This is a genomic window from Klebsiella sp. 141251, from assembly GCF_050600725.1.
In the GTDB taxonomy this organism is placed as follows: Bacteria; Pseudomonadota; Gammaproteobacteria; order Enterobacterales; family Enterobacteriaceae; genus Klebsiella; species Klebsiella aerogenes.
In genome coordinates, this window is the sequence record NZ_JAQIRG010000015.1 from 44,567 (window position 1) to 68,865 (window position 24,299).

A 24,299-nucleotide genomic window follows, 5' to 3' on the forward strand; every position below is an offset into this window, starting at 1 on the left:
ATGGCAGGAAATAAACCCTTCAACAAACCACAGACAGAACCTCGCGAACGCGATCCGCAGCTCGCCGGGTTGAAAGTCCCGCCGCACTCGATTGAAGCGGAACAGTCGGTGTTGGGCGGTTTAATGCTGGATAACGAGCGCTGGGACGACGTCGCCGAAAGGGTGGTGTCGGAAGATTTCTATACCCGTCCGCATCGTCATATCTTTACCGAGATGGCGCGCCTGCAAGAGTCAGGCAGCCCGATTGATCTGATCACCCTCGCCGAATCGCTGGAGCGTCAGGGGCAACTGGATAGCGTCGGCGGCTTCGCCTACCTGGCCGAACTCTCCAAAAATACGCCAAGCGCGGCGAACATCAGCGCGTATGCCGACATCGTGCGCGAACGCGCGGTAGTGCGTGAAATGATTTCGGTGGCCAACGAGATCGCCGAAGCCGGTTTCGACCCCCAGGGGCGCACCAGCGAGGACCTGCTGGATCTGGCGGAATCCCGGGTATTTAAAATTGCCGAAAGCCGGGCCAATAAAGACGAAGGGCCGAAGAACATCGCCGATGTGCTCGATGCCACCGTCGCCCGTATTGAACAGCTGTTCCAACAGCCGCATGATGGCGTCACTGGGGTGAATACCGGCTATGACGACCTCAACAAAAAGACCGCCGGGCTACAGCCTTCGGATCTGATTATCGTCGCCGCGCGTCCATCGATGGGTAAGACGACATTTGCGATGAACCTCGTGGAAAATGCGGCGATGCTGCAGGATAAGCCGGTATTGATCTTCAGTCTGGAGATGCCATCCGAGCAGATCATGATGCGTTCTCTGGCCTCGCTATCGCGCGTCGATCAGACCCGTATCCGTACCGGCCAACTGGATGATGAAGACTGGGCGCGGATCTCCGGCACGATGGGTATTTTGCTGGAAAAACGTAACATCTATATTGATGACTCCTCCGGCCTGACGCCGACGGAAGTGCGTTCGCGCGCCCGGCGTATCGCCCGCGAGCACGGCGGTATCGGCCTTATCATGATCGACTACCTGCAGCTGATGCGCGTACCGTCGCTCTCCGACAACCGTACTCTGGAGATCGCCGAAATCTCCCGCTCGCTGAAGGCGCTGGCAAAAGAGTTGCAGGTGCCGGTGGTGGCGCTGTCGCAGTTGAACCGCTCTCTGGAACAGCGCGCCGATAAACGTCCAGTCAACTCCGACCTGCGTGAATCCGGCTCTATTGAACAGGATGCCGACTTAATCATGTTCATCTACCGTGATGAGGTTTATCACGAGAACAGTGATTTAAAAGGTATTGCTGAAATTATCATTGGTAAACAACGTAACGGCCCGATCGGTACGGTACGACTGACCTTTAACGGCCAGTGGTCGCGTTTCGATAATTATGCCGGTCCTCAGTATGACGATGAGTAAACCTCCGTCTGTCTTTTTTTAAGGAATTCAAATGCAAGCGGCAACTGTAGTTATTAACCGCCGCGCTCTGCGACACAACCTGCAACGCCTGCGTGAACTGGCTCCTGCCAGCAAACTGGTTGCGGTGGTGAAAGCGAACGCCTACGGACACGGCCTCCTTGAGACCGCGCGAACGCTGACCGACGCCGATGCCTTCGGCGTCGCCCGCCTGGAAGAGGCGCTGCGCCTGCGTGAAGGGGGCATTACCCAACCGATATTGCTGCTGGAAGGCTTCTTTGAAGCGGCGGATCTGGCGCTGATTTCCGCGCAGCAACTGCATACCGTGGTACATAGCCCGGAACAGCTGGCGGCGCTCGAACAAGCGGAACTGACCGAACCGGTTACCGTCTGGATGAAGCTGGATACCGGTATGCATCGCCTTGGTGTACTGCCGGAACAGGCAGAAGCGTTTTATCAGCGGCTAAGCCGGTGCAAAAATGTTCGCCAGCCGGTGAATATCGTCAGCCATTTCGCCCGTGCCGATGAGCCGGAATGCGGCGCGACCGAGCGTCAGCTGGATATTTTCACCACCTTTACCGAAGGGAAACCGGGGCTGCGTTCTATTGCCGCCTCTGGCGGGATCCTGCTGTGGCCGCAGTCGCATTTCGACTGGGCGCGGCCGGGCATCATTCTCTACGGCGTTTCGCCGCTGGAAAATCACTCTATCGGAGAGGATTTTGGTTGCCTGCCGGTGATGTCGCTGACCTCCAGCCTGATTGCGGTGCGCGAACATAAAGCCGGGGAGCCGGTGGGCTATGGCGGCACCTGGATTAGTGAGCGCGATACTCGCCTCGGCGTAGTGGCGATGGGCTACGGCGACGGTTATCCGCGCGCCGCGCCCTCCGGCACGCCGGTGCTGGTCAACGGCCGCGAAGCGCCGATTGTCGGTCGCGTGGCGATGGATATGATTTGCGTCGACCTCGGTCCTGAAGCGCAGGATAAAGCCGGCGATCCGGTTGTGTTATGGGGAGAAGGGCTCCCCGTTGAGCGCATCGCGGAAATAACGAAAGTGAGTGCTTACGAACTTATTACCCGACTGACTTCCAGGCTGGCTATCCGCTACCTCGACTAACGACTGTCAGTGGCATATTTCCCCGATTACGCTACGCTTATCGGGGTAATGAGCAGGGGCGGCGCGCGGCGTCGCCCAGGTTTGCAGCGATCTTTGTCGATAACTTACCAACATCCCCTCGACCTTCCCCAACTTCCGGTTTATTGTGTAAATACCTGCTTTCGTAAACCTGGAGATACATCTCGTGTTTCAAAAAGTTGACGCCTACGCCGGCGACCCCATTCTTTCCTTGATGGAGCGTTTCAAAGACGATCCGCGTAGTGACAAAGTGAACCTCAGCATTGGTCTTTACTACAACGAAGACGGCATTATTCCGCAACTACAGGCGGTGGCGGAAGCCGAAGCGCGCCTCAATGCCCAGCCGCATGGCGCTTCGCTGTATTTACCGATGGAAGGGCTCAATAGCTACCGCCACGCCATTGCGCCGCTGTTATTTGGCGCTGACCATCCGGTGCTGAAACAAAACCGCGTAGCGTCAATTCAAACCCTGGGTGGCTCCGGCGCGCTGAAGGTTGGCGCCGATTTCCTCAAGCGCTACTTCCCGCAGTCACGCGTATGGGTTAGCGACCCGACCTGGGAAAACCACATCGCCATATTTGAAGGGGCTGGATTCGAAGTAAGTACTTACCCCTGGTTCGATGATGAGACCAACGGCGTACGTTTTGAAGCCTTCCTCGCCAAACTACAGACGCTCCCTGAGCGCGATATCGTGCTGCTGCATCCGTGTTGCCACAACCCGACGGGCGCCGACCTGAGCAACGCGCAGTGGGATGAAGTCGTTAAGGTGTTGAAAGCACGTAATTTAATTCCTTTCCTCGATATCGCCTATCAGGGCTTTGGCGCCGGTATGGAAGACGATGCCTACGCTATTCGTGCGATTGCCAGCGCCGGCCTGCCGATGCTGGTCAGCAACTCATTTTCCAAAATCTTCTCACTGTACGGCGAACGCGTCGGTGGGTTGTCGATTGTCTGCGATGACGCGGAAACCGCAGGCCGCGTGCTGGGTCAGTTGAAAGCGACGGTGCGCCGCAACTACTCAAGCCCGCCGAATTTTGGCGCGCAGGTGGTCGCGGCGGTGCTGAACGACGCGGCGCTGAAAGCCTCATGGCTGGCGGAAGTGGAAGCGATGCGTACCCGCATTCTGGCGATGCGTCAGACGCTGGTTGATGCGCTGAAAGAGGCCGTTCCCGGCAAGAACTTTGACTACCTGCTGAAGCAGCGCGGCATGTTTAGCTACACCGGATTGAGCGCGGCACAGGTGGATCGTCTACGCGAAGAGTTTGGCGTTTACCTGATTGCCAGCGGCCGGATGTGCGTAGCAGGACTTAACTCGCGTAACGTCCAGCGCGTCGCTCAGGCGTTTGCCGCTGTAATGTAGGTGCTTACTTACTAATTTACCCTCGTCAGCGTTAAGGCGAGGGTAATATTACCCCCGAAGTGTGATCATGCTCTTTTTATATGATATCTGAGCAGAAAATCCTTTCTATCTGTATGGTCAGGCGTTAAGGTCTTGCTACATTAATGAGCTCACTCATTATTAAAAATAATAACGAATCGATTATTTAGACCCAAAATAACTCAGGTTGCCGCTAAGCGGCCTGGCGCATGAGGGGCATAGGGATAAATATGCGTAAGTTAACTTTGGCCATTAGCGCCACCTGTCTGTTGTTCGCTCTGAATAGCTCCGTTGTCGCTCGCGCTTCTACTCCGCAGCCCATTTGGGAGGGGACGAATGTTGCGATACTTGCCGAACAGGCGCCGATCCATTGGGTATCGGTAGCGCAAATCGAAAATAGCCTGCTGGGCCGCGCGCCGATGGCGGTGGGTTTCGATATCGATGACACCGTGTTGTTTTCCAGCCCCGGTTTCTGGCGCGGGCAAAAAACCTATTCTCCCGGCAGCGAAGCCTATCTAAAGAACCCGGAGTTTTGGGAAAAGATGAATAACGGCTGGGACGAGTTCAGCATGCCGAAAGAAGTGGGCCGCCAGCTGATTGCGATGCATATAAAGCGCGGCGACAGCATCTACTTCGTGACCGGCCGCAGCCAGACCAAAACTGAGACCGTCTCCAAAACCCTGCAGGATGATTTTCTGATCCCCGGCGCTAATATGAACCCGGTGATTTTTGCCGGCGATAAGCCAGGCCAGAACACGAAAACTCAGTGGTTACGGGAGAAGAATATCAAAGTCTTCTACGGTGACTCGGACAACGACATCTCGGCGGCTCGCGATGCCGATGCGCGCGGAATTCGCGTGCTGCGCGCGGCAAACTCCTCCTACAAACCGCTGCCGATGGCCGGATCGCAAGGGGAAGAGGTGATTGTGAATTCAGAATATTAAGGCGCGCGAAACTCGACGCATCTGAACATGAGAAGGCAGCCGTAGGCTGTCTTTTTTTTATACGAATTTCAGCGTTTGAGGTTTTACCTTTTCGCTTCTTGCTGCAAACTTAGAAGGATTCACACATTACAGGAGTCGTTTATGTGGCATCAGCAAACCCTGACATTAGGGCCGAAATCTCGTGGTTTCCATCTGGTGACTAACGAAATTATTGGCCAAATCCGCGAGCTCTCGCATATCAAGGTTGGCCTGCTGCATCTGTTACTCCAGCATACTTCCGCTTCCCTGACGTTAAATGAGAACTGCGATCCCACGGTTCGTTTTGATATGGAACAGCATTTTCTCAACGCCGTACCAGACAACGCGCCGTATGAACACGATTATGAAGGTCCTGATGATATGCCCTCGCACATTAAATCCTCGCTGCTGGGCGTTTCACTGATGCTGCCGGTGCAGAACGGCAACGTCATGTTGGGGACCTGGCAGGGGATCTGGCTGGGGGAGCATCGCATTCACGGCGGCTCGCGGCATATCGTCGCCACGCTCACGGGAGAATAAAAAATGACTATATCGGATCTACTGCAGTACTGCATGGCGAAGCCGGGCGCGGAACAAAGCGTTCATAGCGACTGGAAAGCAACGCAAATCAAGGTCGCGGACGTGCTATTCGCCATGGTAAAAGAAGTGGAGGATAAGCGGCCGGCCGTTGCGTTAAAGACCAGCCCGGAGCTTGCCGAGCTGCTGCGGGAACAACATCGCGATGTACGCCCCAGCAGGCACCTGAATAAAGCTCACTGGAGCACGGTCTTCCTTGATGGCTCCTTGCCAGACTCGCAGATTTACTACCTGGTGGATGCCTCCTACCAGCAGGCGGTCGACCTGCTGTCGGAGGATAAGCGGCGGCAGTTAGCCTAGCTTATAACCCCCCTGCCAGCGCCAGCAACGTGATATCGAACAGACGTAATAATGTCGACTGCAGCTGCGCCTGGCGTGCGATACTCTGGTTGTTAGCGCGAATGCGGGCAATATCGCGCTGACCTTCCAGCAGTAGCCGTAGATCGTCTTCGGTCAGCCAGCCCTGGGCTTTTTGCTGCAATGCCTGCAGTAAAAAGAGTCCGCTATCGCGTACTTCACGGTACTCATCGCCAAGTACTTTATTCAGTAATGGCATCCATTCGGCGCTATCAATCGCGCAAGCGGACAACAGCGCGCGAATCTCCATGGTTGTCGGCATTATTCCCTCCCTGTTCGCTGACATTCGCCAGCGATAGCCTGTTGATAAAGATAAAGGGTCTGCCGCGATAAATATTGCGCTTCGGCAGGAGTAAAGGGCGCGCCCAGCATCTGGCGATGGGCGTAAACGCGCAGATAGTTACCTTCAAGTATCCTGAAATTTTCCTGGCGCAACGCATCGCTGTGATCCATCGCCTGCGCGAACTGCTGACGAATCTGTTCATCTTCTGCGTTCAGTTGTTGATCGTCCTCCGTCGCTGCGGTGGCGATGAACTGCAAATGCAATTGCTTGAGTGTGAGCAATTGCTGATAGGCCGTATCGCTGTAGCGGCCAACCCATGAGCAGGCGCTTACCGCACATAGCGCGGCGGCGATAACAAATAACGGAATGAGGCGTGGTACTCGCATAGTTTTCCCGACATCGGTTGGCGATAGCGACTATCAGACGCCAGAGTGTGCGCACCGGGCAAATCACGAAGTATCAGCGTAAAAAAATGAGATGAAATGAGATGAAATGAGGCCTCTTCCGCGAAGGAAGAGGCCTGAGAGGTTACTTCAGCAGGGGCTTCAGGAAGCGCGCCGTGTGTGAGGCTTCACATTCGGCAACGGTTTCCGGCGTGCCGGAAACGAGAATCTCCCCGCCGCCGCTACCGCCTTCCGGGCCGAGGTCGACAATCCAGTCAGCGGTTTTAATCACGTCGAGGTTGTGCTCAATGACCACGATGGTATTACCCTGATCGCGTAGCTGATGCAGCACGTCCAGCAGCTGCTGAATATCGGCGAAATGCAGACCGGTGGTCGGTTCATCAAGGATATACAGCGTCTGGCCGGTACCGCGCTTGGAAAGTTCGCGCGCCAGCTTCACGCGCTGGGCTTCACCGCCGGAGAGCGTGGTTGCCGACTGGCCGAGACGAATATAGGTCAGGCCGACATCCATCAGGGTTTGCAGCTTACGCGCCAGCGCCGGAACGGCATCAAAGAACTCACGCGCTTCTTCGATGGTCATATCCAGCACTTCGTGGATGGTTTTGCCCTTGTACTTAATCTCCAGCGTTTCGCGGTTATAGCGTTTGCCTTTGCACTGGTCGCACGGTACGTAGATGTCCGGCAGGAAGTGCATCTCAACCTTGATCACCCCGTCGCCCTGACAGGCTTCGCAGCGGCCGCCGCGCACGTTAAAGCTGAAGCGGCCCGGCGTATAGCCGCGTGAGCGTGATTCCGGTACCCCGGCGAACAGTTCGCGTACCGGCGTGAACACGCCGGTGTAGGTTGCCGGGTTTGAGCGCGGCGTGCGGCCAATCGGGCTCTGGTCGATATCAATGACTTTATCGAAGTGTTCCAGCCCCTGGACATCGCGGTACGGCGCCGGTTCGGCAATCGTCGCGCCGTTCAACTGACGCTGGGCGATGGGAAACAGGGTATCGTTAATCAGCGTTGATTTGCCGGAACCGGAAACGCCGGTAATGCAGGTAAACAGGCCGACGGGCAGCGTCAGCGTCACATCCTTGAGGTTGTTGCCGCGCGCGCCGGTCAGTTTCAGCACTTTTTCCGGATCGGCGGCGACACGCTGTTTCGGCACTTCGATTTTGCGTTTGCCGCTCATGTACTGCCCGGTCAGGGATTCTGGTACCGCCATAATGGCGTCCAGCGGCCCTTCGGCCACCACCTGGCCGCCGTGAACGCCAGCGCCGGGGCCGATGTCGATCACGTGGTCGGCGGCGCGAATGGCGTCTTCGTCATGTTCAACGACAATGACCGTGTTACCCAGGTTACGCAGGTGGATGAGCGTACCGAGCAGGCGTTCGTTATCACGCTGGTGCAGGCCGATAGAGGGCTCATCCAGCACGTACATCACGCCAACCAGCCCCGCGCCAATCTGGCTCGCCAGACGAATACGCTGCGCTTCACCGCCGGAGAGGGTCTCCGCCGAACGAGAGAGCGTTAGATAGTTCAGGCCGACGTTGACGAGGAACTTCAGACGATCGCCAATCTCTTTCAGCACTTTCTCGGCGATTTGCGCCCGCTGTCCGGACAGCTTCAGGTTGTTGAAGAAGTCCATCGCATGACCGATGCTCATGTCGGAAATGGTCGGTAGCGGCGTGTTTTCCACAAACACGTGGCGCGCTTCGCGACGCAGACGCGTGCCTTCACAGCTGGCGCACGGACGGTTGCTGATGAATTTCGCCAGCTCTTCGCGCACCGCGCTGGATTCCGTCTCTTTGTAACGGCGCTCCATGTTGTGCAGCACGCCTTCGAACGGATGGCGGCGTACTGACGTGTCGCCGCGGTCGTTCATATATTTGAATTCAATATTCTCTTTACCTGAACCGTACAGCACGACTTTATGCACATTAGCGCTGAGGGTGCCCCATGGCGCTTCGACATCAAACTTATAGTGATCCGCCAGCGACTTGAGCATCTGGAAGTAGTAGAAGTTGCGGCGATCCCAGCCGCGGATGGCGCCGCCAGCCAGCGATAGCTCCGGATTCTGAATTACCCGATCGGGATCGAAATACTGTTGAACGCCAAGGCCGTCGCAGGTTGGGCAAGCGCCTGCCGGGTTGTTAAAGGAGAACAGGCGCGGCTCCAGCTCGCGCATGCTATAGCCGCAAATCGGGCAGGCGAAGTTTGCCGAGAACAGCAGTTCTTCCGCCTTACTGTCATCCATATTGGAAACAATGGCGGTGCCGCCTGAGAGCTCCAGCGCGGTTTCGAAAGACTCCGCCAGACGCTGCGCCAGATCGTCGCGTACTTTAAAGCGGTCGATAACCACTTCGATCGTGTGTTTCTTTTGCAGCTCTAATTTCGGCGGATCCGAAAGATCGCAGACTTCGCCATCGATCCGCGCGCGGATATAGCCCTGACTGGCAAGGTTCTCCAGCGTTTTGGTGTGCTCGCCCTTACGCTCTTTAATGATGGGCGCCAGCAGCATCAGGCGCTGACCTTCCGGCTGAGAGAGCACGTTATCGACCATCTGGCTGACGGTCTGTGCGGCCAGCGGCACGTCGTGATCCGGACAGCGCGGTTCGCCGACGCGGGCGTACAGTAGGCGCAGATAGTCGTGGATTTCAGTAATCGTACCTACCGTCGAACGCGGGTTGTGGGAGGTCGATTTCTGCTCGATAGAAATCGCCGGCGACAGCCCTTCGATATGATCGACGTCTGGTTTCTCCATCAGCGACAGGAACTGTCGCGCATAGGCGGAGAGCGATTCGACGTAGCGACGCTGGCCTTCGGCGTACAGGGTGTCGAAAGCGAGTGAGGATTTGCCAGACCCAGAAAGCCCGGTGACGACAATGAGTTTGTCGCGCGGGATGACGAGGTTGATGTTTTTGAGATTATGGGTGCGGGCGCCCCGAACTTCGATCTTATCCATTCACCTTTCCCGGTAGGTAGATACACGGATTGCCTGGTTTGTTTGAAGGACAAACGGCAGAAACGGCTAATTATGACACAACTTGACCTGTCTGGATATACAGTATTGGAATGGCGCTGCAGTAAGAGAGTGAAAAATTGCATAGCGGCGGGATGTTTTCTGGAATTGGCTTCGCAGCTATCAAATTGCCCCTTTGTGATGTTAGAATTCCCGGTTTACACTTATACAAAACGTATTATTCAGGAGATTCGATCATGGCCAGCAGAGGCGTAAACAAGGTGATTCTCGTCGGTAATCTGGGGCAGGACCCGGAAGTACGCTACATGCCAAGTGGCGGCGCTGTCGCCAACTTCACGCTGGCAACTTCCGAATCCTGGCGCGATAAGCAAACCGGCGAAATGAAAGAGCAGACTGAATGGCACCGCGTTGTGCTGTTCGGCAAACTGGCGGAAGTCGCTGGCGAATACCTGCGTAAAGGTTCTCAGGTTTATATCGAAGGTCAGCTGCGTACCCGCAAATGGACCGATCAGTCCGGTCAGGACAAGTACACCACTGAAATCGTGGTAAACGTCGGCGGCACCATGCAGATGCTGGGCGGCCGTCAGGGCGGCGGCGCACCGGCAGGCGGCGGCCAGCAGCAGGGCGGTTGGGGTCAGCCTCAGCAGCCGCAGGGCGGCAACCAGTTCAGCGGCGGCGCGCAGTCTCGTCCGCAGCAGCAGGCTCCGGCAGCGCCATCTAACGAACCGCCGATGGACTTCGACGACGATATCCCGTTCTAAGGTTTTCCTTATTACGTGCTGCCTGTGCGGTAAGCCAACAAAAAGCCCCGATTGTTCGGGGCTTTTTCATTTCAGGTTCTCAGGCCGCCGGCGTCGGAATTTGAGGCGCTGTGGGCGTAGCCGCGTCGGGCTGCGGCTTGCCCGTTCCTGGCTCGGGTAGCGGCGCGGCAGTCGCTTTTTGTTTACGGGCGATATCATCCATTATCAGCCGATAGGCAATATAGTATTTATAGATATTGCTGACGTAGGTTACCGTCTCAGCGCCGATTTTTTCCGCGGCGAGATTCTCAACGTTGCCAAACCAGATGTTCGGATCAAAACCGCGTTTTTGGGTTTCCGTACGTAGACGCGCGATGCGCGCCGGGCCCGCATTGTAGGACGCGAACGAAAATAGCGCTTTATTCAGCGGCGTCATGGGCTGATCGCCATAGTAATGATCAATCATCCAGCGCATATACTTCACGCCGGCATGAATGTTGGGATCGATTTTCTTAATATCGCCAACTTTCAGCTCCTTGCCGGTGGCGGGCATGACCTGCATTACGCCGATTGCGCCGACGTGGCTACGTACCGATTGATTGAGCCGCGACTCCTGATATCCCTGGGCTGCCATCAGCAGCCAGTCGACATCATAGCGTTCGCCATATTTTCTAAAGATGTCGACCATCTGCAAAAATTTAGCTCGTTCTCTGTTGGCTGCGGCATTTTTAACGTAGGTCGCGCTTTTCAGGTAGCGCAGCAGAATCGTGTTTCCCAGGGTGCTGCCTTGACGATTATTCTTCACGAAGGTATTCAGCACCGCGAGAAGCTGTGGGTTATCTTTGCGGACCGCCCAGGCGATGCTACCGCCATCTCGTAACACAATGTCTTCATGCACCTGAATTTTGGGAAACACCTGTTTCCAGAAAATCGCTTTATGGCGATCCACCACGATCAGAGGAATCAGGCCGGCATTAAGCATTTCGAGAAGATCCTCATCTTCGAGCGCCTCCGGCGCCTCCTGCAGAATGACCGGCGGCAGCGACGCTTTGGCAAAGCGGGCGTTAAGCGCCTGCAAACTTTCGTAATAGCTGGAGGAGCGTCGAACAAACACGGTTTTACCGGAAAGCTGCTCCAGGCTTTTCACGTTGGGCGATGATGGCCCAGAAACTAATAGCTCTTTGACATCGCTATAGAGCGGGGTGGTAAAGGCGACCTGCTCCTGACGCGATGAAGTGATGGTGAGATTGGCGGCGGCGATATCCCCCTTACCTTCATTCAACGCCTTGAACAGGTTATCCCGCGTCACCGGGATGAAAACGATCCGCATTTTGAGGTGTTTCTGCTTCAGCTTCTTCTCTTTTGCCAGTCTGCTATTGAGATCTTTTTCTAAAGCGATGAAAAGATCGTGGGTGGCGCCGCGCTGGGTACCCTTATCGATAAAAAAGAAGGTCTTGCTGTAGGTCGTTAATACCCGGATCGCCCGCCGGTTGATCATATCGGGAAGATCGCCTTTTTGCGGCTGCATGATGTGATCCATATTGATGGCCAGCTCCGCTTTGTCCTTTTGGGCCGGCGGCGATTTATCCGTCGAAGCCGCTGAAGCGGAGAAGGCAAACATGATGGCCAGAAGGCAGCCGGAAACCATCGCCAGGTGACGTTGAAAACCGAAGATGTTCATGATGCGGCACTCTGCAGGGAGATGGTTATATTTTAGTCAATGCAAACGCGCCCCTGTGCCTTTTTCTACTTACCTCTCCCGGGTTCAGCGCGACGTAGGTGGTATTGTCCTGATTGCGAGAATACAAAAGAAAGAGATGCTTCTCCTACCATAGAATATTTTCGCTTTGCGATCGCTAATTGCTTATCCCATCCAGGTGAATATCAAAATGATATTTTTGTCTGCTATTTAAAATATATTGTAAGGTTATTTATAACCTTTGCATGGTTATGTTTTTTTAGTATTAATACATAATTCGTAGAATGCCCGGATTAGCTTACTTCAAGAGTGGTATGGCCGATGTGTGTCAGGGTTGGTCTATATCACACTATTAATAACCTGCCTTGCAGATAACGGCCTGGAGTGCTATCACTAAATTCTCTCTCAGATTTTACTTACAAGGATGGAAGATGAAATGGACGATTCTTAACACCCTTATCTGCCCGCATACTGGCGTTGCCTTTTCGTCAATATCTGGGCTGCGGTTTCTCAAGTTTATTATCTGGTATGAGGCTGAGCTTTTATTAATTCCCGGCGAAACCATGAAACTTTATTCATCTAAAGTTTTAATTAATGATCGATATCATTCATTAAAAATTTATAACATCACGCGTTACGACGATAAACAGTGGGAAACCTTAAGAGAGCGGCCAACCTGCCCGTACAATTTCGAGGTCGCGGAGCAGGAATCTTGTCTTTATCAATCGTATTGTGCGGTTAAGCGCTGCCCAAACGAGCGTCTACGACCGATGTTATGCGAACAATATTAGCAGGGGCCGGGAAGAGCATCGCTGTTGCTGAAAATAAAAAAGCTTCCCGCAGGAAGCTTTTTTATCAGGTCATCATCATTGGCCATTCTGGCGGCGTCTGGCTCATGACTTCAACCATGACATCTTTAATGTTGCCCCAGATTTTAGCAACATCCACCATGGTGATTCCTAACAAGCCGGTAGCAAACCAACAGGCGGCAGCCAGGCCCAGGCAGCTACAAATAATCGCTAAGCCGGCATAGTCGCTTTTACGTAATTGAATATTCAGCGAACTGGCCAGGAACATCAATACCGCGCTCACCAGGGGCCAGCGCAAAAGTACGACACTGGTAGTAATGGAAGCCATTAACTTATCCTATCTCTCAAAGAAAGTCGGGAGCCTTAGACAACCTGGCGCGATTATCAATAATGAGACGCTCTGGCTATCGGCGGGCACTTCAGGGAGTGATGAAACGACGATTTTGTTTCATCAACTTGTGTGAACTATATCACATTTGCTGATTTATTCGCCAGACAAAAAATGACCTTTTTTGACATTTTAAACCACGTTATTAATAGGGTTAATGGCGGCGGAATGCGCGCCAGCATGTCTGGTGTCTGTTTTTCGACACCGTTAAGGACTGGGCCTGGACTGCCGATAATTGTTCAACGGGTTTTGTTACTTATTACGAGTAATTGTACGGAGAAACCGAATTAGTAAGTGGCTAGTGTCTTAATTATTACGAGAATGTTTCTCGATCCATCTATAAGTAAGTATGATTCATCATTATTAGGTGTGAGGTTTTTACATAAACGTGTTCGTTGCTGAAATTCGCTGTTTTTTATAACAGTCGGTAATGCCTGGTTTTTGTCCTTATACCGTGATTGAGGCGTATCGCATGGATAAAAAGCGGAAATGAGTCGTAACGCGCCGCATAAGGCGTTAAGAATATTCTTCATCATACTGGTGGTTGTGCTGCCGGTGGTGTTGGCGTTGTGGTTTGCGCAAATCAGAGCCCGGGAAGAAATCTCAGATAGACTGCAATCGTTTTCGCAGCTGGCGCTGCAAAAAACGGAAATGGTCATTCATGAATCCGAGCAGGCGCGCGAAAAAGCCATGCACTTTACCGGGGCAATGTGTTCCCCGCAGCATCAGCAGTACATGTTAAATATCGTGCGCGGGCTACTGTATGTTGATGACCTGATTTATGCGAGCGGTAACACTTTCCTCTGTTCCACCGCGGTCCATCCCGAAGAGGGCTGGAGAATAGCTGCCGCGAATTATACTCGAAAGCCCGACGTCTCCATTTACTACTATCGTGATACGCCGTTTTATCCCGGCTATGATATGAATTATATGCAGCGCGGGCATTATGCCGTGGTGGTTAACCCTCTCTCTTATAGTTCGGTTATTTCCAGCGATAAAGATTTAGCTTACGGCGTCTTCGACACCAAAACGAACATGTTTTTCTCCGTGAGTAAAAACGTTGATGCCAGGGAATTACATCGTCTTATTCGCCACGAAGACGCTTTTTTCAATCAGGATGGCCGGGTTTATACCGTCGCCCATTCGTCGATTCGGCCGATTGCGGTCATCATGTCCACCTCGCGCGCCAGCTATTATGCCAGCCTCTACGACCAGATTACCTTGACCCTGCCGTTAGGCATTATTTGCAGCATTTTGATTCTGATGGTCTGGTCGCGAAGCCGTCAGCAGTATCATTCACCGCGCAATAAACTGCAGCGAGCGTTAAGCCACCGGCAACTGTGCCTGCATTACCAACCTATTATCGACATCAAGAATAACCGCTGCGTCGGCGCCGAGGCGCTGTTACGCTGGCCGGGGTTTGATGGTCCGGTGATGAGCCCGGCGGAGTTTATTCCGTTGGCGGAAAACTCAGGCATGATTGCTCAGGTGACGGATTATGTGGTCGACGAGTTGTTCAACGATCTTGGCGAATATCTGGCCAGACATCCACAGCTCTATATCGCGATTAATCTTTCGGCATCGGACTTCCACTCCGCGCGATTAATTGCGCAGATCACTGAGAAGGCCCGCAGCTATGCGGTTTGCGTGAAGCAAATTAAAATTGAAGTCACCGAAAGAGGATTTATCGATGTGCCGAAAACCACACCGGTGATTCAGGCCTTCCGCGAAGCGGGCTACGAAATAGCCATTGATGATTTCGGTACCGGTTATTCCAACCTGCATAACCTCTATTCGCTCAATGTCGATATTCTGAAGATTGATAAATCCTTTATCGATACGCTGACCACCAACAGTACCAGCCATCTGATTGCCGAGCATATCATCGATATGGCGCGTAGCCTGCGTTTAAAAACCATCGCCGAAGGGGTAGAAACGCTGGATCAGGTGGATTGGTTGCTTAAGCGCGGCGTGCAGTTTTGTCAGGGATGGCATTTTGCCAGGGCTATGCCGCCACAGGAGTTTATGCAGTGGCTCGCCAAGTCCCCGATCTTACTGCGTACGCCGCACGACGGTCGTCAGGCGGAAATCTGATGACGGTAATCGCTGGGAGTGCGATCGAACTCCCGGCGGAATACCCGCGAGAACGTCTGCTGCGAGACGTATCCCAAATCCATCGCAATATCAAAAATAGGACGTTGCGTGGTTCTCAGCGCTTCAGCGGCGAGCAGTAGCCGGCGCTGGCGAATGTAATCACCCAGCGTCTGGTGGGTAACGGTACGGAACATTCGCTGCAGATACCATTTCGAGTATCCCGATTTTTTAGCGACTACATCAATGTTAAGTGGTTGATCGATATGTTCATCAATCCATTCAATAAGCGTTTGGATAATATCCTGATGGGACATAAAGCGGCCTCTCTCAATTCTCGATTCGTCGTTTTGTCTGTCGGCGAGTATAATTCCTCAAGTTAACTTGAGGTAAAGAGCTTTATGGAAAATAAACCAGCACGCATCAAAATGCTGCTCTCCCCTGGGGAGGTGGCGAAACGAACCGGCGTCGCCGTCTCGGCGCTACACTTTTATGAAAGCAAAGGGCTTATCCGCAGCCAGCGCAACGCGGGCAATCAGCGGCGATATCGCCGTGATGTGCTGCGAGCAGTGGCGATCATCAAGATTGCGCAACGTATTGGTATTCCGCTGGCGACCATCGGCGAGGCATTCGGCGTCTTGCCGGAAGGGCATAATCTGAGCGCCAAAGAGTGGAAACAACTGTCGTCGCAATGGCGGGAGGAGTTGGACCGGCGTATCCATACTCTGACCGCGCTACGTGACCAGCTCGACGGCTGCATCGGCTGCGGCTGTTTATCGCGCCGCGATTGTCCATTACGCAACCCTGGGGATAAGTTGGGTGAAGAGGGAACCGGCGCACGCCTGCTGGAAGAGGATTAATCGTGATACCTGCAAAAAACTAAAGCGCCACAACAGGGCGCTTTAGTTGTTTTCCGGTCTTTGTCTTTCGCATTATCCCGCTGGCTCACGGGAGGGTTTCCCCCGACGTCGACTCCCCTCAGGTATTGCGCAATGTGTTGAAGGAGGTTCCGGATTGCGTCGACAATGTAATTGTGGCACAGCCTGATGATTTTGCCTGTTGGCGTTGCCGAAATTTTTCCGTCATTGGTCGCCTGTTTCTATAGTTAATTTGAACGAACAACAGGAGAGCGCCATGTTGACGGTCCATCACCTCAACCAATCCCGCTCGCAGCGCGTGCTGTGGGCGTTGGAAGAACTGCAATTGTCTTATCAGGTCGTCTGCTATCAGCGTGAAAAAAACATGCAGGCGCCAGCGGAACTGAAAAAAATTCACCCGTTGGGTAAATCGCCGGTGCTTGAGGATCAGGGGATGGTGCTGGCAGAGTCCGGCGCGATTCTGGAATATCTGCAGGAAACCTACGATAGCGCCCAGCAGCTGAGGCCGCAGGGGAGGGAAGATAAACTGCAATATCGCTTCTGGCTCCATCATGCCGAGGGATCGTTAATGCCCTTGCTGTTGATGAAGCTTATCTTCGCCAGCCTCGGGAAGCCGCCGGTGCCGCTTGGTATGCGCACCCTGGGCGGGGCGTTGGGCAAAGGGGTACAAAAAGCGTGGCTGGATAGACAGTTGGCGACCCATGCGGCATATATTGAACAGCATCTGGCTCGTCAGCCGTGGTTTGCCGGCGGCACGCTGAGCATGGCGGATATTCAGATGAGCTTCCCGGTGATGGCCTTACTGGCGCGCGGCGGCATTCAAGACCTGCCGCACACCCGGCGTTGGCAGCAGCAGGTGGAGTCACGTCCGGGGTGGATTAACGCTATTGAGCGCGGCGGGCCATTTACCCTGCCAGGCGGTTAATACGCCAGAAAGAGGATTAAAACATATAAAAATGTTAATGCATTGCGCACTGACGATAACGTTTGCGCATCGTTTGTCTATTTCCTGAGCTTTGGCGGCGAAATTTGGCAAAATACGACAAACTTCAGTTGAAAAGGGCCAGCTAAAGACAGGATAATCGTTTGCCTTTTTACTTTGCTCGTTTTTTCCCCTGCCGACAGGGGGAGCAAAGACATTCCATATACCGCATTGTATGCGCGGAGTTAAACGTTTGCTTTTTCTCAGCCTCCCTCCTGGCGCCGGGAAACAGCACAAGGAGATGGCGTTTAACTGGCAGTGGACGGTCCATCACGCATGCAAGCGAACGATCAAAATTTTCAGGGGAAGTTTTCTATGTCTACGCCTTCAGCGCGTACCGGTGGTTCATTAGACGCCTGGTTTAAAATTTCAGCTCGCGGCAGCTCCGTACGTCAGGAAATTGTTGCCGGATTAACGACCTTCCTGGCGATGGTGTACTCCGTCATCGTGGTGCCGGGAATGTTAGGTAAAGCTGGCTTTCCGCCTGCGGCGGTGTTCGTCTCGACCTGCCTGGTAGCGGGCGTCGGTTCATTAGTGATGGGCCTGTGGGCTAACCTGCCGCTGGCTATCGGCTGCGCGATTTCGCTGACCGCCTTTACCGCTTTTAGCCTGGTGCTGGGGCAGCACATTAGTATTCCGGTGGCATTAGGCGCCGTGTTCCTGATGGGGGTTTTGTTCACCATTATCTCCGCTACCGGTATTCGTAGCTGGATCCTGCGCAACCTGCCGCAGGGCGTGGCGCACGGCACCGGCATCGGTATCGGCCTGTTCCTGCTGCTGATCGCCGCCAACGGCGTCGGTCTGGTAATAAAAAACCCGCTGGACGGCCTGCCGGTTGCGCTGGGCAATTTCGATAGCTTCCCGGTGATGATGTCGCTGATTGGCCTGGCGGTCATTATCGGTCTGGAAAAACTGAAAGTGCCTGGCGGCATTCTGCTGACCATCATCGGTATTTCCATTATCGGACTGATTTTCGATCCGAACGTCCATTTCTCCGGGATTTTCGCCATGCCGTCGCTGAGCGACGACAAAGGCAATTCGCTGATTGGCAGCCTTGATATCATCGGCGCGCTGAACCCGGTGGTGCTGCCAAGCGTGCTGGCGCTGGTCATGACTGCGGTATTCGACGCCACCGGTACCATTCGCGCGGTGGCCGGCCAGGCTAACCTGCTGGATAAAGACGGGCAGATCATCAACGGCGGCAAAGCGCTGACTACCGACTCCCTGAGCAGCGTGTTCTCCGGCGTGGTGGGCGCAGCCCCTGCGGCGGTGTATATCGAATCGGCAGCCGGTACGGCGGCGGGCGGCAAAACTGGCCTGACGGCAGTCACCGTTGGCGTGCTGTTCCTGCTGATCCTGTTCCTTTCTCCGCTCTCCTATCTGGTACCGGCCTACGCGACCGCGCCAGCGCTAATGTACGTTGGCCTGCTGATGCTGAGCAACGTGGCGAAAATCGACTTCAATGACTTTGTTGATGCGATGGCGGGGCTGATTACCGCGGTGTTCATCGTGCTGACCTGCAACATCGTGACCGGCATCATGATCGGTTTTGCATCGCTGGTGATTGGCCGCGTGGTATCCGGCGAATGGCGCAAGCTCAATGCGGGCACCGTGATCATCGCGGCGGCGCTGGTCATCTTCTACGCCGGCGGATGGGCGATTTAACTTTTCCTGCTAACGACGGGCGGCTTTGGCCGCCCGTTTAATTTTTAAGCCACATCCTGTTTCCTTTTGCGTTAATCTGAGTAGCGTATCATTTCGAGACATGACGCCTCAGATGTAAAAAAAGAAAACGCAGCAAACAGGGAACACATGGAAATATTCTTCACCATACTCATCATGACCCTCGTGGTCTCTCTCTCAGGGGTGGTTACACGTGTACTGCCCTTTCAGGTCCCACTACCGTTAATGCAAATCGCCATCGGCGCGCTGTTGGCCTGGCCGACCTTTGGTTTGCACGTTGAGTTCGACCCTGAACTCTTCCTCGTTCTGTTTATCCCGCCGCTGCTGTTTGCCGATGGCTGGAAAACGCCGACCCGCGAGTTTATCGAGCACGGCCGGGAAATCTTCGGCCTGGCGCTGGCGCTGGTGGTGGTCACCGTGGTCGGTATCGGCTTCCTGATTTACTGGATTGTGCCGGGGATCCCGCTGGTTCCGGCATTCGCCCTTGCGGCGGTGCTGTCGCCGACCGATGCCGTGGCGCTGTCCGGTATTGTCGGCGAAGGGCGGATACCGAAGAAAATCATGGGCATCCTGCAGGGTGAAGCGCTGATGAATGACGCTTCTGGCCTGGTGTCGTTAAAATTTGCCGTTGCCGTGGCGATGGGCACGATGGTGTTCACCATTGGCGGCGCCACCGTTGAGTTCCTGAAGGTGGCGATTGGCGGCATCCTGGCCGGTTTCGTGGTCAGCTGGCTGTATGGCCGCTCAATGCGTTTCCTCAGCCGCTGGGGCGGCGATGAACCGGCAACGCAAATTGTGCTGCTGTTCCTGCTGCCGTTCGCTTCCTACCTGATTGCCGAACATATCGGTTTCTCGGGGATCCTGGCGGCGGTGGCCGCAGGGATGACCATCACCCGTTCCGGGGTGATGCGTACCGCGCCGCTGGCTATGCGCCTGCGCGCCAACAGTACCTGGGCCATGCTGGAGTTCGTGTTTAACGGCATGGTGTTCCTGCTGTTGGGGCTGCAGCTGCCGGATATCCTGTCGAGCTCGCTGGTGGCGGCGGAAGCCGATCCGAACGTTGAAACCTGGATGCTGTTCACCGATATCGTGCTGATTTACGCCGCGCTGATGCTGGTGCGTTTCGGCTGGCTGTGGACGATGCGTAAGCTCAGCCAACGCTTCCTGAAGAAGAAACCGATGGAGTTTGGCTCCTGGACCACCCGCGAGCTGCTGATCTCCTCCGTCGCCGGGGTGCGCGGGGCGATTACTCTCGCCGGTGTGCTGTCGATTCCGCTACTCTTACCGGACGGCAACGTCTTCCCGGCGCGTTACGAGCTTATCTTCCTGGCCGCCGGGGTGATTCTTTTCTCCCTGTTCGTCGGGGTGATCGCGTTGCCGATTCTGTTGCGGCGTATTGAGTCCACCGACCACGTACAGCAGCGCAAAGAAGAGCGTCTGGCGCGCGCCGCGACGGCGGATGTGGCGATTGTCGCGATTCAGAAAATGGAAGAACGCCTGGCGGCGGATACCAAAGAGAATATCGACAACCAGCTGCTGACCGAGGTGAGTTCGCGCGTCATCGGTAACCTGCGTCGCCGTGTGGATGGGCGTAACGATGTCGAAACCTCGATGCTGGAAGAGAGCCTTGAGCGCCGTTTCCGTCTGGCGGCGCTACGTTCGGAACGCGGTGAGCTGTACCACCTGCGCGCGACGCGGCAAATCAGCAACGAGACGTTGCAGAAGCTGCTGCACGATCTCGACCTGTTAGAAGCGCTGTTAATCGAAGATCAGTAACCTTAAGTCCCGGTAAGCGCGACGCTTATCGGGGCTACTCGCGGCGCCGTTTTTTGTCGGGTGGCGGCTAACGCCTTACCCGACCTACGGTCCGTGCGACCTGCCTTTAATTTATTCACTATGCTGGCTGACACTACTGGTGCTGGCGATCTCAAAATCCCCCGGTGGCGCTAACGCTTACCGGGGCTACAGCACTGCGCGATTTGGTAGCCCGGAGAAGGCGCAACGCGCCGCGTCCGGGAAAAATCCTTAAAAAGTTGCCAGCCGATAACAGTATCTACGGTCCGTGCGGCCTGCCTTTAATTTATTCACTATGCTGGCTGACACTACTGGTGTTGGCGATCTCAAAATCCCCCGGTGGCGCTGCCGCTTACCGGGGCTACAGCACGATGCGATTTGGTAGCCCGGAGAAGGCGCAACGCGCCGCGTCCGGGAAAAACCCTTAAAAAGTTGCCAACCGATAACAGTATCGACAGTCTATATGTAGCCCCGGTAAGCTTTAGCGCGACCGGGGAGTTACTCCAGCCAGAACGCTTTACTGCACTCCAGCCACGCCTCGGCGCTGCGCGACATATACACCCCTTCCCGCCAGATCATCCCTAATTCCCAACGTAATTCGCTCTCCAGCGGGATCCAATAAAAATCCTCGGCATCAAGACGCTGGCAAATCGGCTCCGGCAAAATCGCCACGCCAATGCCCGCCTGCACCATTGCCGCCAGAAAATCCCACTGACCGCTGCGCACGGCGATACGCGGCTTGACATCACGCTCGGCAAACAGGCGCATCAGCTGTTGGCTGAGGGCGAAATCTTCGTTGTAGATAACCAATGGATGCTGCGCCAGCTTTTGCGGCGAGATCGAGGTGATATCCTGCCACTGCGCTGTCTTCGGCACGAGGACGCAGAGCGGGTGGCTAAAGAGTGACAGCGTGGTCAGGCCGCTGGACTCATCGACCGGTAGCGCGGTCATCGCCAGGTCGAGTTCGCCGTTGCTAACCGCCTGCTGCACCGTCAACCCGCCGAACTCGGAAATTTTCAGCTCCACGCCGGGATAACGCAGGCGAAAGCGGCTGATGGGCTCAGCCATCAACATGCCGACCATCGGCGGGATCCCCAGGCGCAGTACGCCTTTATTCAGATGGTTAATATCGCTGAGTTCGGCTTTTAACTGGCTGAATTCGCCGAGTATCGCCTGCCCGCGTTCGAAGACTACCCGGCCGGTATCGGTTAATAACAGCTTGCGGCCATCACGGATAAGCAGGGTGCAGTTGAGCTCATCTTCCAGATTTTTGAGCATCTTGCTGATGGTGGGTTGCGTGACGAAGAGTTTCTCCGCCGCGCGGGTAAAGCTTTGCTGGCGGACGACTTCGACAAAATACCGCAACGTACGTATATCCATGATTATTCCCTGAGACTATACCTGTGATGATTTTAATTCATTTCTGTCCGCAAGGGCGGCTCTCTATACTGCACCCCTGACTTATTTTTAGGGAATTCCGCTCATGGCCTTCGCGCCAGCACGTGTTGCGCCTTTCGTGATGCAACGTCTTCAGGTACCGGTTCAGGTACTGCTCTATGCCGGGTTGTTTGTCTGCGCTGAATATCTGGTGAATTGGCTACATCTCCCGCTTCCTGCCAATCTTGTCGGCATGTTGATGCTGCTGATGCTTATCGTCTGCCGGGTGATACCGCTCAACTGGGTGCGCGCAGGCGCGCGCTGGCTACTGGCGGAAATGCTGCTGTTTTTCGTCCCGGCGGTGGTTGCCGTCGTTAACTATGCGCAACTGCTGATGGTGGACGGCTGGCGCATCTTCCTCGTCATCGCGTTAAGCACCACTATGGTACTGGGCGCCACGGCGTGGGTAGTGGATAAGGTGTATCGCTACGAAGTGAGCAGGCTGAAAAATGAGTGATTTTACCCTGAGCATGCTGTGCCTGGCGGTCACCCTCGGGCTCTATTTCGCCAATAAGCGTCTCTATCGCCGCTTCCATAAACTGCCGTTGATGCCGCTGGTGCTGACGCCGGTACTGTTGGTGCTGATCCTCGTCTTTGGTCATATCTCCTATCAGAGCTATATGGGCGAGTCGCACTGGCTATTGTGGTTATTGGGGCCGGCCACCATCGCCTTCGCCGTACCGGTCTATGACAACCTGGCGATTATTAAGCGTCACTGGATGTCGTTGACCGCGGGAGTGGTGACGGCGTCGGTGGTCGCCGTTACCACTTCCGTTTGGCTGGCGCGTCTCTTCACTCTGCCTGACGAAATTCAGCGTAGCCTGGCGGTACGCTCGGTGACCACGCCGTTTGCGCTGGCGGCGGCGAAACCGCTCGGTGGCCAGCCTGACCTGGTAGCGCTTTTTGTGGTGGTCACCGGGGTATTTGGTATGGCGATTGGCGATGTGCTGTTCTTACGCCTGTCAATCCGCGCCGGTATGGCTAAAGGGGCGGGGTTCGGCGCGGCGTCGCACGGCGCCGGAACAGCCCGCTCCTATGAACTGGGCCAGCAGGAGGGCGTGGTCGCCAGCCTGGTGATGATGCTTTCCGGCGTAGTCATGGTGCTGGCGGCGCCGCTAGTTCGTTGGGCGATATTTTAAGATTCCGCAGTCTTACCTCAAAGGACAACGGGTAAGACTGCTGAGTTCACCCCGGTAAAATATTACGTATCCATAGGCTATTTATCTTAATTAGTATGAAATGTGTTTAGGTTATATTCTTAATTTCATTGTGGGATGTTTTTGTTGAATGCTGTTTGGAAAGATCTTATGTCATTTAATTTGTAAAAAGATATTTCTAAATGATGGGTTATTTAATGAATTTAATAATGATTAAACAATTACTAATTTGCGCTGTGAATTATATGAATGCATAACATGCTGATAATATGTGTATTTGGTTTGTTTTTATAATAGGTGATTAATTCATTCTAATGGATGATGTTAGCAATACTTATTGAAAAATATTTTTCTCAAGATATTATTTTTATGCGGGATGCTATTATTGAATGGATTCAATAAGCGATTACCTGGTCAATTTTAAATTATTTATAAAATATTGCATGTTGTTTTTATAAAAATCTGACGGCGCTAATTTTGAATTCCATTCTTTAATATACCTGCATCAAGCAATTGACGGATTGATTGTCGTTTACAATGGATATGGGAATTCATATGAAAATCAGTAAGAAATATGTGTTCAGCGCGCTGGCAATTTCTGCCTCCTGCATGCTGTCGACCTATGCGCAAGCTGCATCGAATACGATTACTTTCAACGGTACCGTTTCTGATACCACCTGTACCGCAACAATTGATGGTGGGGTGACGTCTATCGAAATGGGTACCACTTCAGTGGCGGATTTGAAAGCGAATACCTATGGTGCTGCGAAGAATTTTTCATTTTCCCTGGCTAACTGTCCTGGCACTGAAGAGGGGGGCAACGCTATCGCCCGCGTTACCTTCGGTGGCGAGGCAGATGCTGCGAACAGTGATTACTTCAAAAACCAGGCTTCAACTTCTGCAGCTTCTGGCGTAGCGGTCGCCATCTTTGATAACGCAGGTAAGTTGCTGAAAAATAATGAAGAAGGCGCCGATGTGGATATTTCATCAGGGGCTGCGACTATTCCATTTACCGTGAAAATGGTCAAGTCAGGCGCTTCTGATCCAACGAAAGGGGCAGTAAAAACGACCGTGACTTATAACGTGACTTACTATTAATTAATTTTATATGGAGAAAGGGGAGCGGTATGTAGATTCCCCTTTATTA

The 24,299-nt window shown here is 54.1% G+C and carries 23 protein-coding genes; 16 read left to right on the top strand and 7 right to left on the bottom strand.

The window, feature by feature from the left end; translation table 11 throughout:
• The 6 genes from dnaB to PGR09_RS23605 all read left to right on the top strand — a co-directional run bounded on the left by dnaB (position 1) and on the right by PGR09_RS23605 (position 5,782).
• On the top strand, positions 1–1,416 hold the full coding sequence (dnaB, locus tag PGR09_RS23580; RefSeq protein WP_015368755.1) for a replicative DNA helicase: 1,416 nt from the start codon (positions 1–3) through the stop codon (positions 1,414–1,416).
• 31 nt (positions 1,417–1,447) lie between these two features.
• Positions 1,448–2,527, top strand: a complete 1,080-nt coding sequence (gene alr, locus PGR09_RS23585; RefSeq protein ID WP_047045858.1) for an alanine racemase — start codon at positions 1,448–1,450, stop codon at positions 2,525–2,527.
• 184 nt (positions 2,528–2,711) lie between these two features.
• Positions 2,712–3,905: an aromatic amino acid transaminase gene (gene tyrB / locus PGR09_RS23590; RefSeq protein WP_047050620.1), complete on the top strand. Its 1,194-nt coding sequence runs from the start codon at positions 2,712–2,714 to the stop codon at positions 3,903–3,905.
• A 248-nt stretch (positions 3,906–4,153) separates the two neighbouring features.
• On the top strand, positions 4,154–4,867 hold the full coding sequence (gene aphA, locus PGR09_RS23595) for an acid phosphatase AphA (RefSeq protein ID WP_047045864.1): 714 nt from the start codon (positions 4,154–4,156) through the stop codon (positions 4,865–4,867).
• Positions 4,868–5,008: 141 nt separating this feature from the next.
• Entirely contained in the window at positions 5,009–5,425 is a 417-nt protein-coding gene (locus PGR09_RS23600) for a secondary thiamine-phosphate synthase enzyme YjbQ (protein ID WP_045396752.1), read from the top strand.
• A 3-nt stretch (positions 5,426–5,428) separates the two neighbouring features.
• The gene (locus PGR09_RS23605) at positions 5,429–5,782 is read left to right on the top strand and encodes an MmcQ/YjbR family DNA-binding protein (protein ID WP_020079872.1); all 354 of its coding nucleotides are present in this window, start codon (positions 5,429–5,431) and stop codon (positions 5,780–5,782) included.
• A 1-nt stretch (position 5,783) separates the two neighbouring features.
• Here the strand turns inward: PGR09_RS23605 and PGR09_RS23610 are convergent, their stop codons facing one another.
• From PGR09_RS23610 to uvrA, 3 genes are all read right to left on the bottom strand, one after another.
• The gene (locus tag PGR09_RS23610) at positions 5,784–6,101 is read right to left on the bottom strand and encodes a hypothetical protein (protein ID WP_045396749.1); all 318 of its coding nucleotides are present in this window, start codon (positions 6,099–6,101) and stop codon (positions 5,784–5,786) included.
• Positions 6,101–6,508, bottom strand: coding sequence for a hypothetical protein (locus tag PGR09_RS23615; RefSeq protein ID WP_047078468.1), 408 nt, complete (start codon positions 6,506–6,508; stop codon positions 6,101–6,103). The genes PGR09_RS23610 and PGR09_RS23615 overlap by 1 nt, the downstream gene beginning before the upstream one ends.
• Before the next feature lie 142 nt (positions 6,509–6,650).
• Positions 6,651–9,476 carry an excinuclease ABC subunit UvrA gene (uvrA, locus tag PGR09_RS23620; RefSeq protein WP_045396741.1) on the bottom strand — a complete coding sequence of 942 codons (2,826 nt, stop codon included), beginning with the start codon at positions 9,474–9,476 and terminating at the stop codon, positions 6,651–6,653.
• A 254-nt stretch (positions 9,477–9,730) separates the two neighbouring features.
• Between uvrA and ssb1 the strand changes: the two genes are divergently transcribed.
• On the top strand, positions 9,731–10,255 hold the full coding sequence (ssb1, locus tag PGR09_RS23625) for a single-stranded DNA-binding protein SSB1 (RefSeq protein WP_015368746.1): 525 nt from the start codon (positions 9,731–9,733) through the stop codon (positions 10,253–10,255).
• A 79-nt stretch (positions 10,256–10,334) separates the two neighbouring features.
• On the opposite strand, the gene PGR09_RS23630 is transcribed toward ssb1, so the two are convergent.
• Positions 10,335–11,915, bottom strand: coding sequence for a transglycosylase SLT domain-containing protein (locus PGR09_RS23630; RefSeq protein WP_430916559.1), 1,581 nt, complete (start codon positions 11,913–11,915; stop codon positions 10,335–10,337).
• A gap of 449 nt (positions 11,916–12,364) precedes the next feature.
• Between PGR09_RS23630 and iraM the strand changes: the two genes are divergently transcribed.
• Positions 12,365–12,724, top strand: coding sequence for an anti-adapter protein IraM (gene iraM, locus PGR09_RS23635; protein ID WP_045396734.1), 360 nt, complete (start codon positions 12,365–12,367; stop codon positions 12,722–12,724).
• A gap of 64 nt (positions 12,725–12,788) precedes the next feature.
• Here the strand turns inward: iraM and PGR09_RS23640 are convergent, their stop codons facing one another.
• Complete coding sequence (locus PGR09_RS23640; protein WP_015704055.1) at positions 12,789–13,070, bottom strand: YjcB family protein; 282 nt, start codon at positions 13,068–13,070, stop codon at positions 12,789–12,791.
• Positions 13,071–13,619: 549 nt separating this feature from the next.
• On the opposite strand from PGR09_RS23640, the gene PGR09_RS23645 reads away from it, so the two are divergent.
• Positions 13,620–15,224 carry an EAL domain-containing protein gene (locus PGR09_RS23645; protein WP_047045874.1) on the top strand — a complete coding sequence of 535 codons (1,605 nt, stop codon included), beginning with the start codon at positions 13,620–13,622 and terminating at the stop codon, positions 15,222–15,224.
• On the opposite strand, the gene soxS is transcribed toward PGR09_RS23645, so the two are convergent.
• Positions 15,209–15,538 carry a superoxide response transcriptional regulator SoxS gene (soxS, locus tag PGR09_RS23650; RefSeq protein ID WP_015368734.1) on the bottom strand — a complete coding sequence of 110 codons (330 nt, stop codon included), beginning with the start codon at positions 15,536–15,538 and terminating at the stop codon, positions 15,209–15,211. The two genes, PGR09_RS23645 and soxS, sit on opposite strands and share 16 nt — an antisense overlap.
• A gap of 84 nt (positions 15,539–15,622) precedes the next feature.
• Between soxS and soxR the strand changes: the two genes are divergently transcribed.
• The 4 genes from soxR to PGR09_RS23670 all read left to right on the top strand — a co-directional run bounded on the left by soxR (position 15,623) and on the right by PGR09_RS23670 (position 20,540).
• Positions 15,623–16,081 (top strand): redox-sensitive transcriptional activator SoxR, encoded by a 459-nt coding sequence (soxR, locus tag PGR09_RS23655; RefSeq protein WP_045396728.1) that lies wholly within the window; start codon positions 15,623–15,625, stop codon positions 16,079–16,081.
• Between the two features lie 274 nt (positions 16,082–16,355).
• The gene (locus tag PGR09_RS23660) at positions 16,356–17,024 is read left to right on the top strand and encodes a glutathione S-transferase family protein (protein ID WP_430916560.1); all 669 of its coding nucleotides are present in this window, start codon (positions 16,356–16,358) and stop codon (positions 17,022–17,024) included.
• Between the two features lie 372 nt (positions 17,025–17,396).
• Positions 17,397–18,746 (top strand): NCS2 family permease, encoded by a 1,350-nt coding sequence (locus PGR09_RS23665; RefSeq protein WP_015704058.1) that lies wholly within the window; start codon positions 17,397–17,399, stop codon positions 18,744–18,746.
• A gap of 147 nt (positions 18,747–18,893) precedes the next feature.
• Positions 18,894–20,540 (top strand): Na+/H+ antiporter, encoded by a 1,647-nt coding sequence (locus PGR09_RS23670; protein WP_015368729.1) that lies wholly within the window; start codon positions 18,894–18,896, stop codon positions 20,538–20,540.
• Between the two features lie 516 nt (positions 20,541–21,056).
• On the opposite strand, the gene PGR09_RS23675 is transcribed toward PGR09_RS23670, so the two are convergent.
• Positions 21,057–21,938, bottom strand: coding sequence for a LysR family transcriptional regulator (locus tag PGR09_RS23675; RefSeq protein ID WP_045398172.1), 882 nt, complete (start codon positions 21,936–21,938; stop codon positions 21,057–21,059).
• A 103-nt stretch (positions 21,939–22,041) separates the two neighbouring features.
• Between PGR09_RS23675 and PGR09_RS23680 the strand changes: the two genes are divergently transcribed.
• The 3 genes from PGR09_RS23680 (at position 22,042) to PGR09_RS23690 (ending at position 24,250) form a co-directional block, all read left to right on the top strand.
• Positions 22,042–22,452: a CidA/LrgA family protein gene (locus PGR09_RS23680; protein ID WP_045398169.1), complete on the top strand. Its 411-nt coding sequence runs from the start codon at positions 22,042–22,044 to the stop codon at positions 22,450–22,452.
• The gene (locus tag PGR09_RS23685) at positions 22,445–23,134 is read left to right on the top strand and encodes an LrgB family protein (RefSeq protein WP_047047331.1); all 690 of its coding nucleotides are present in this window, start codon (positions 22,445–22,447) and stop codon (positions 23,132–23,134) included. The genes PGR09_RS23680 and PGR09_RS23685 overlap by 8 nt, the downstream gene beginning before the upstream one ends.
• A gap of 555 nt (positions 23,135–23,689) precedes the next feature.
• A complete protein-coding gene (locus PGR09_RS23690; RefSeq protein WP_165430618.1) occupies positions 23,690–24,250 on the top strand; it encodes a fimbrial protein in 561 nt (186 codons plus the stop codon).
• The last annotated feature ends 49 nt before the right edge of the window (positions 24,251–24,299 follow it).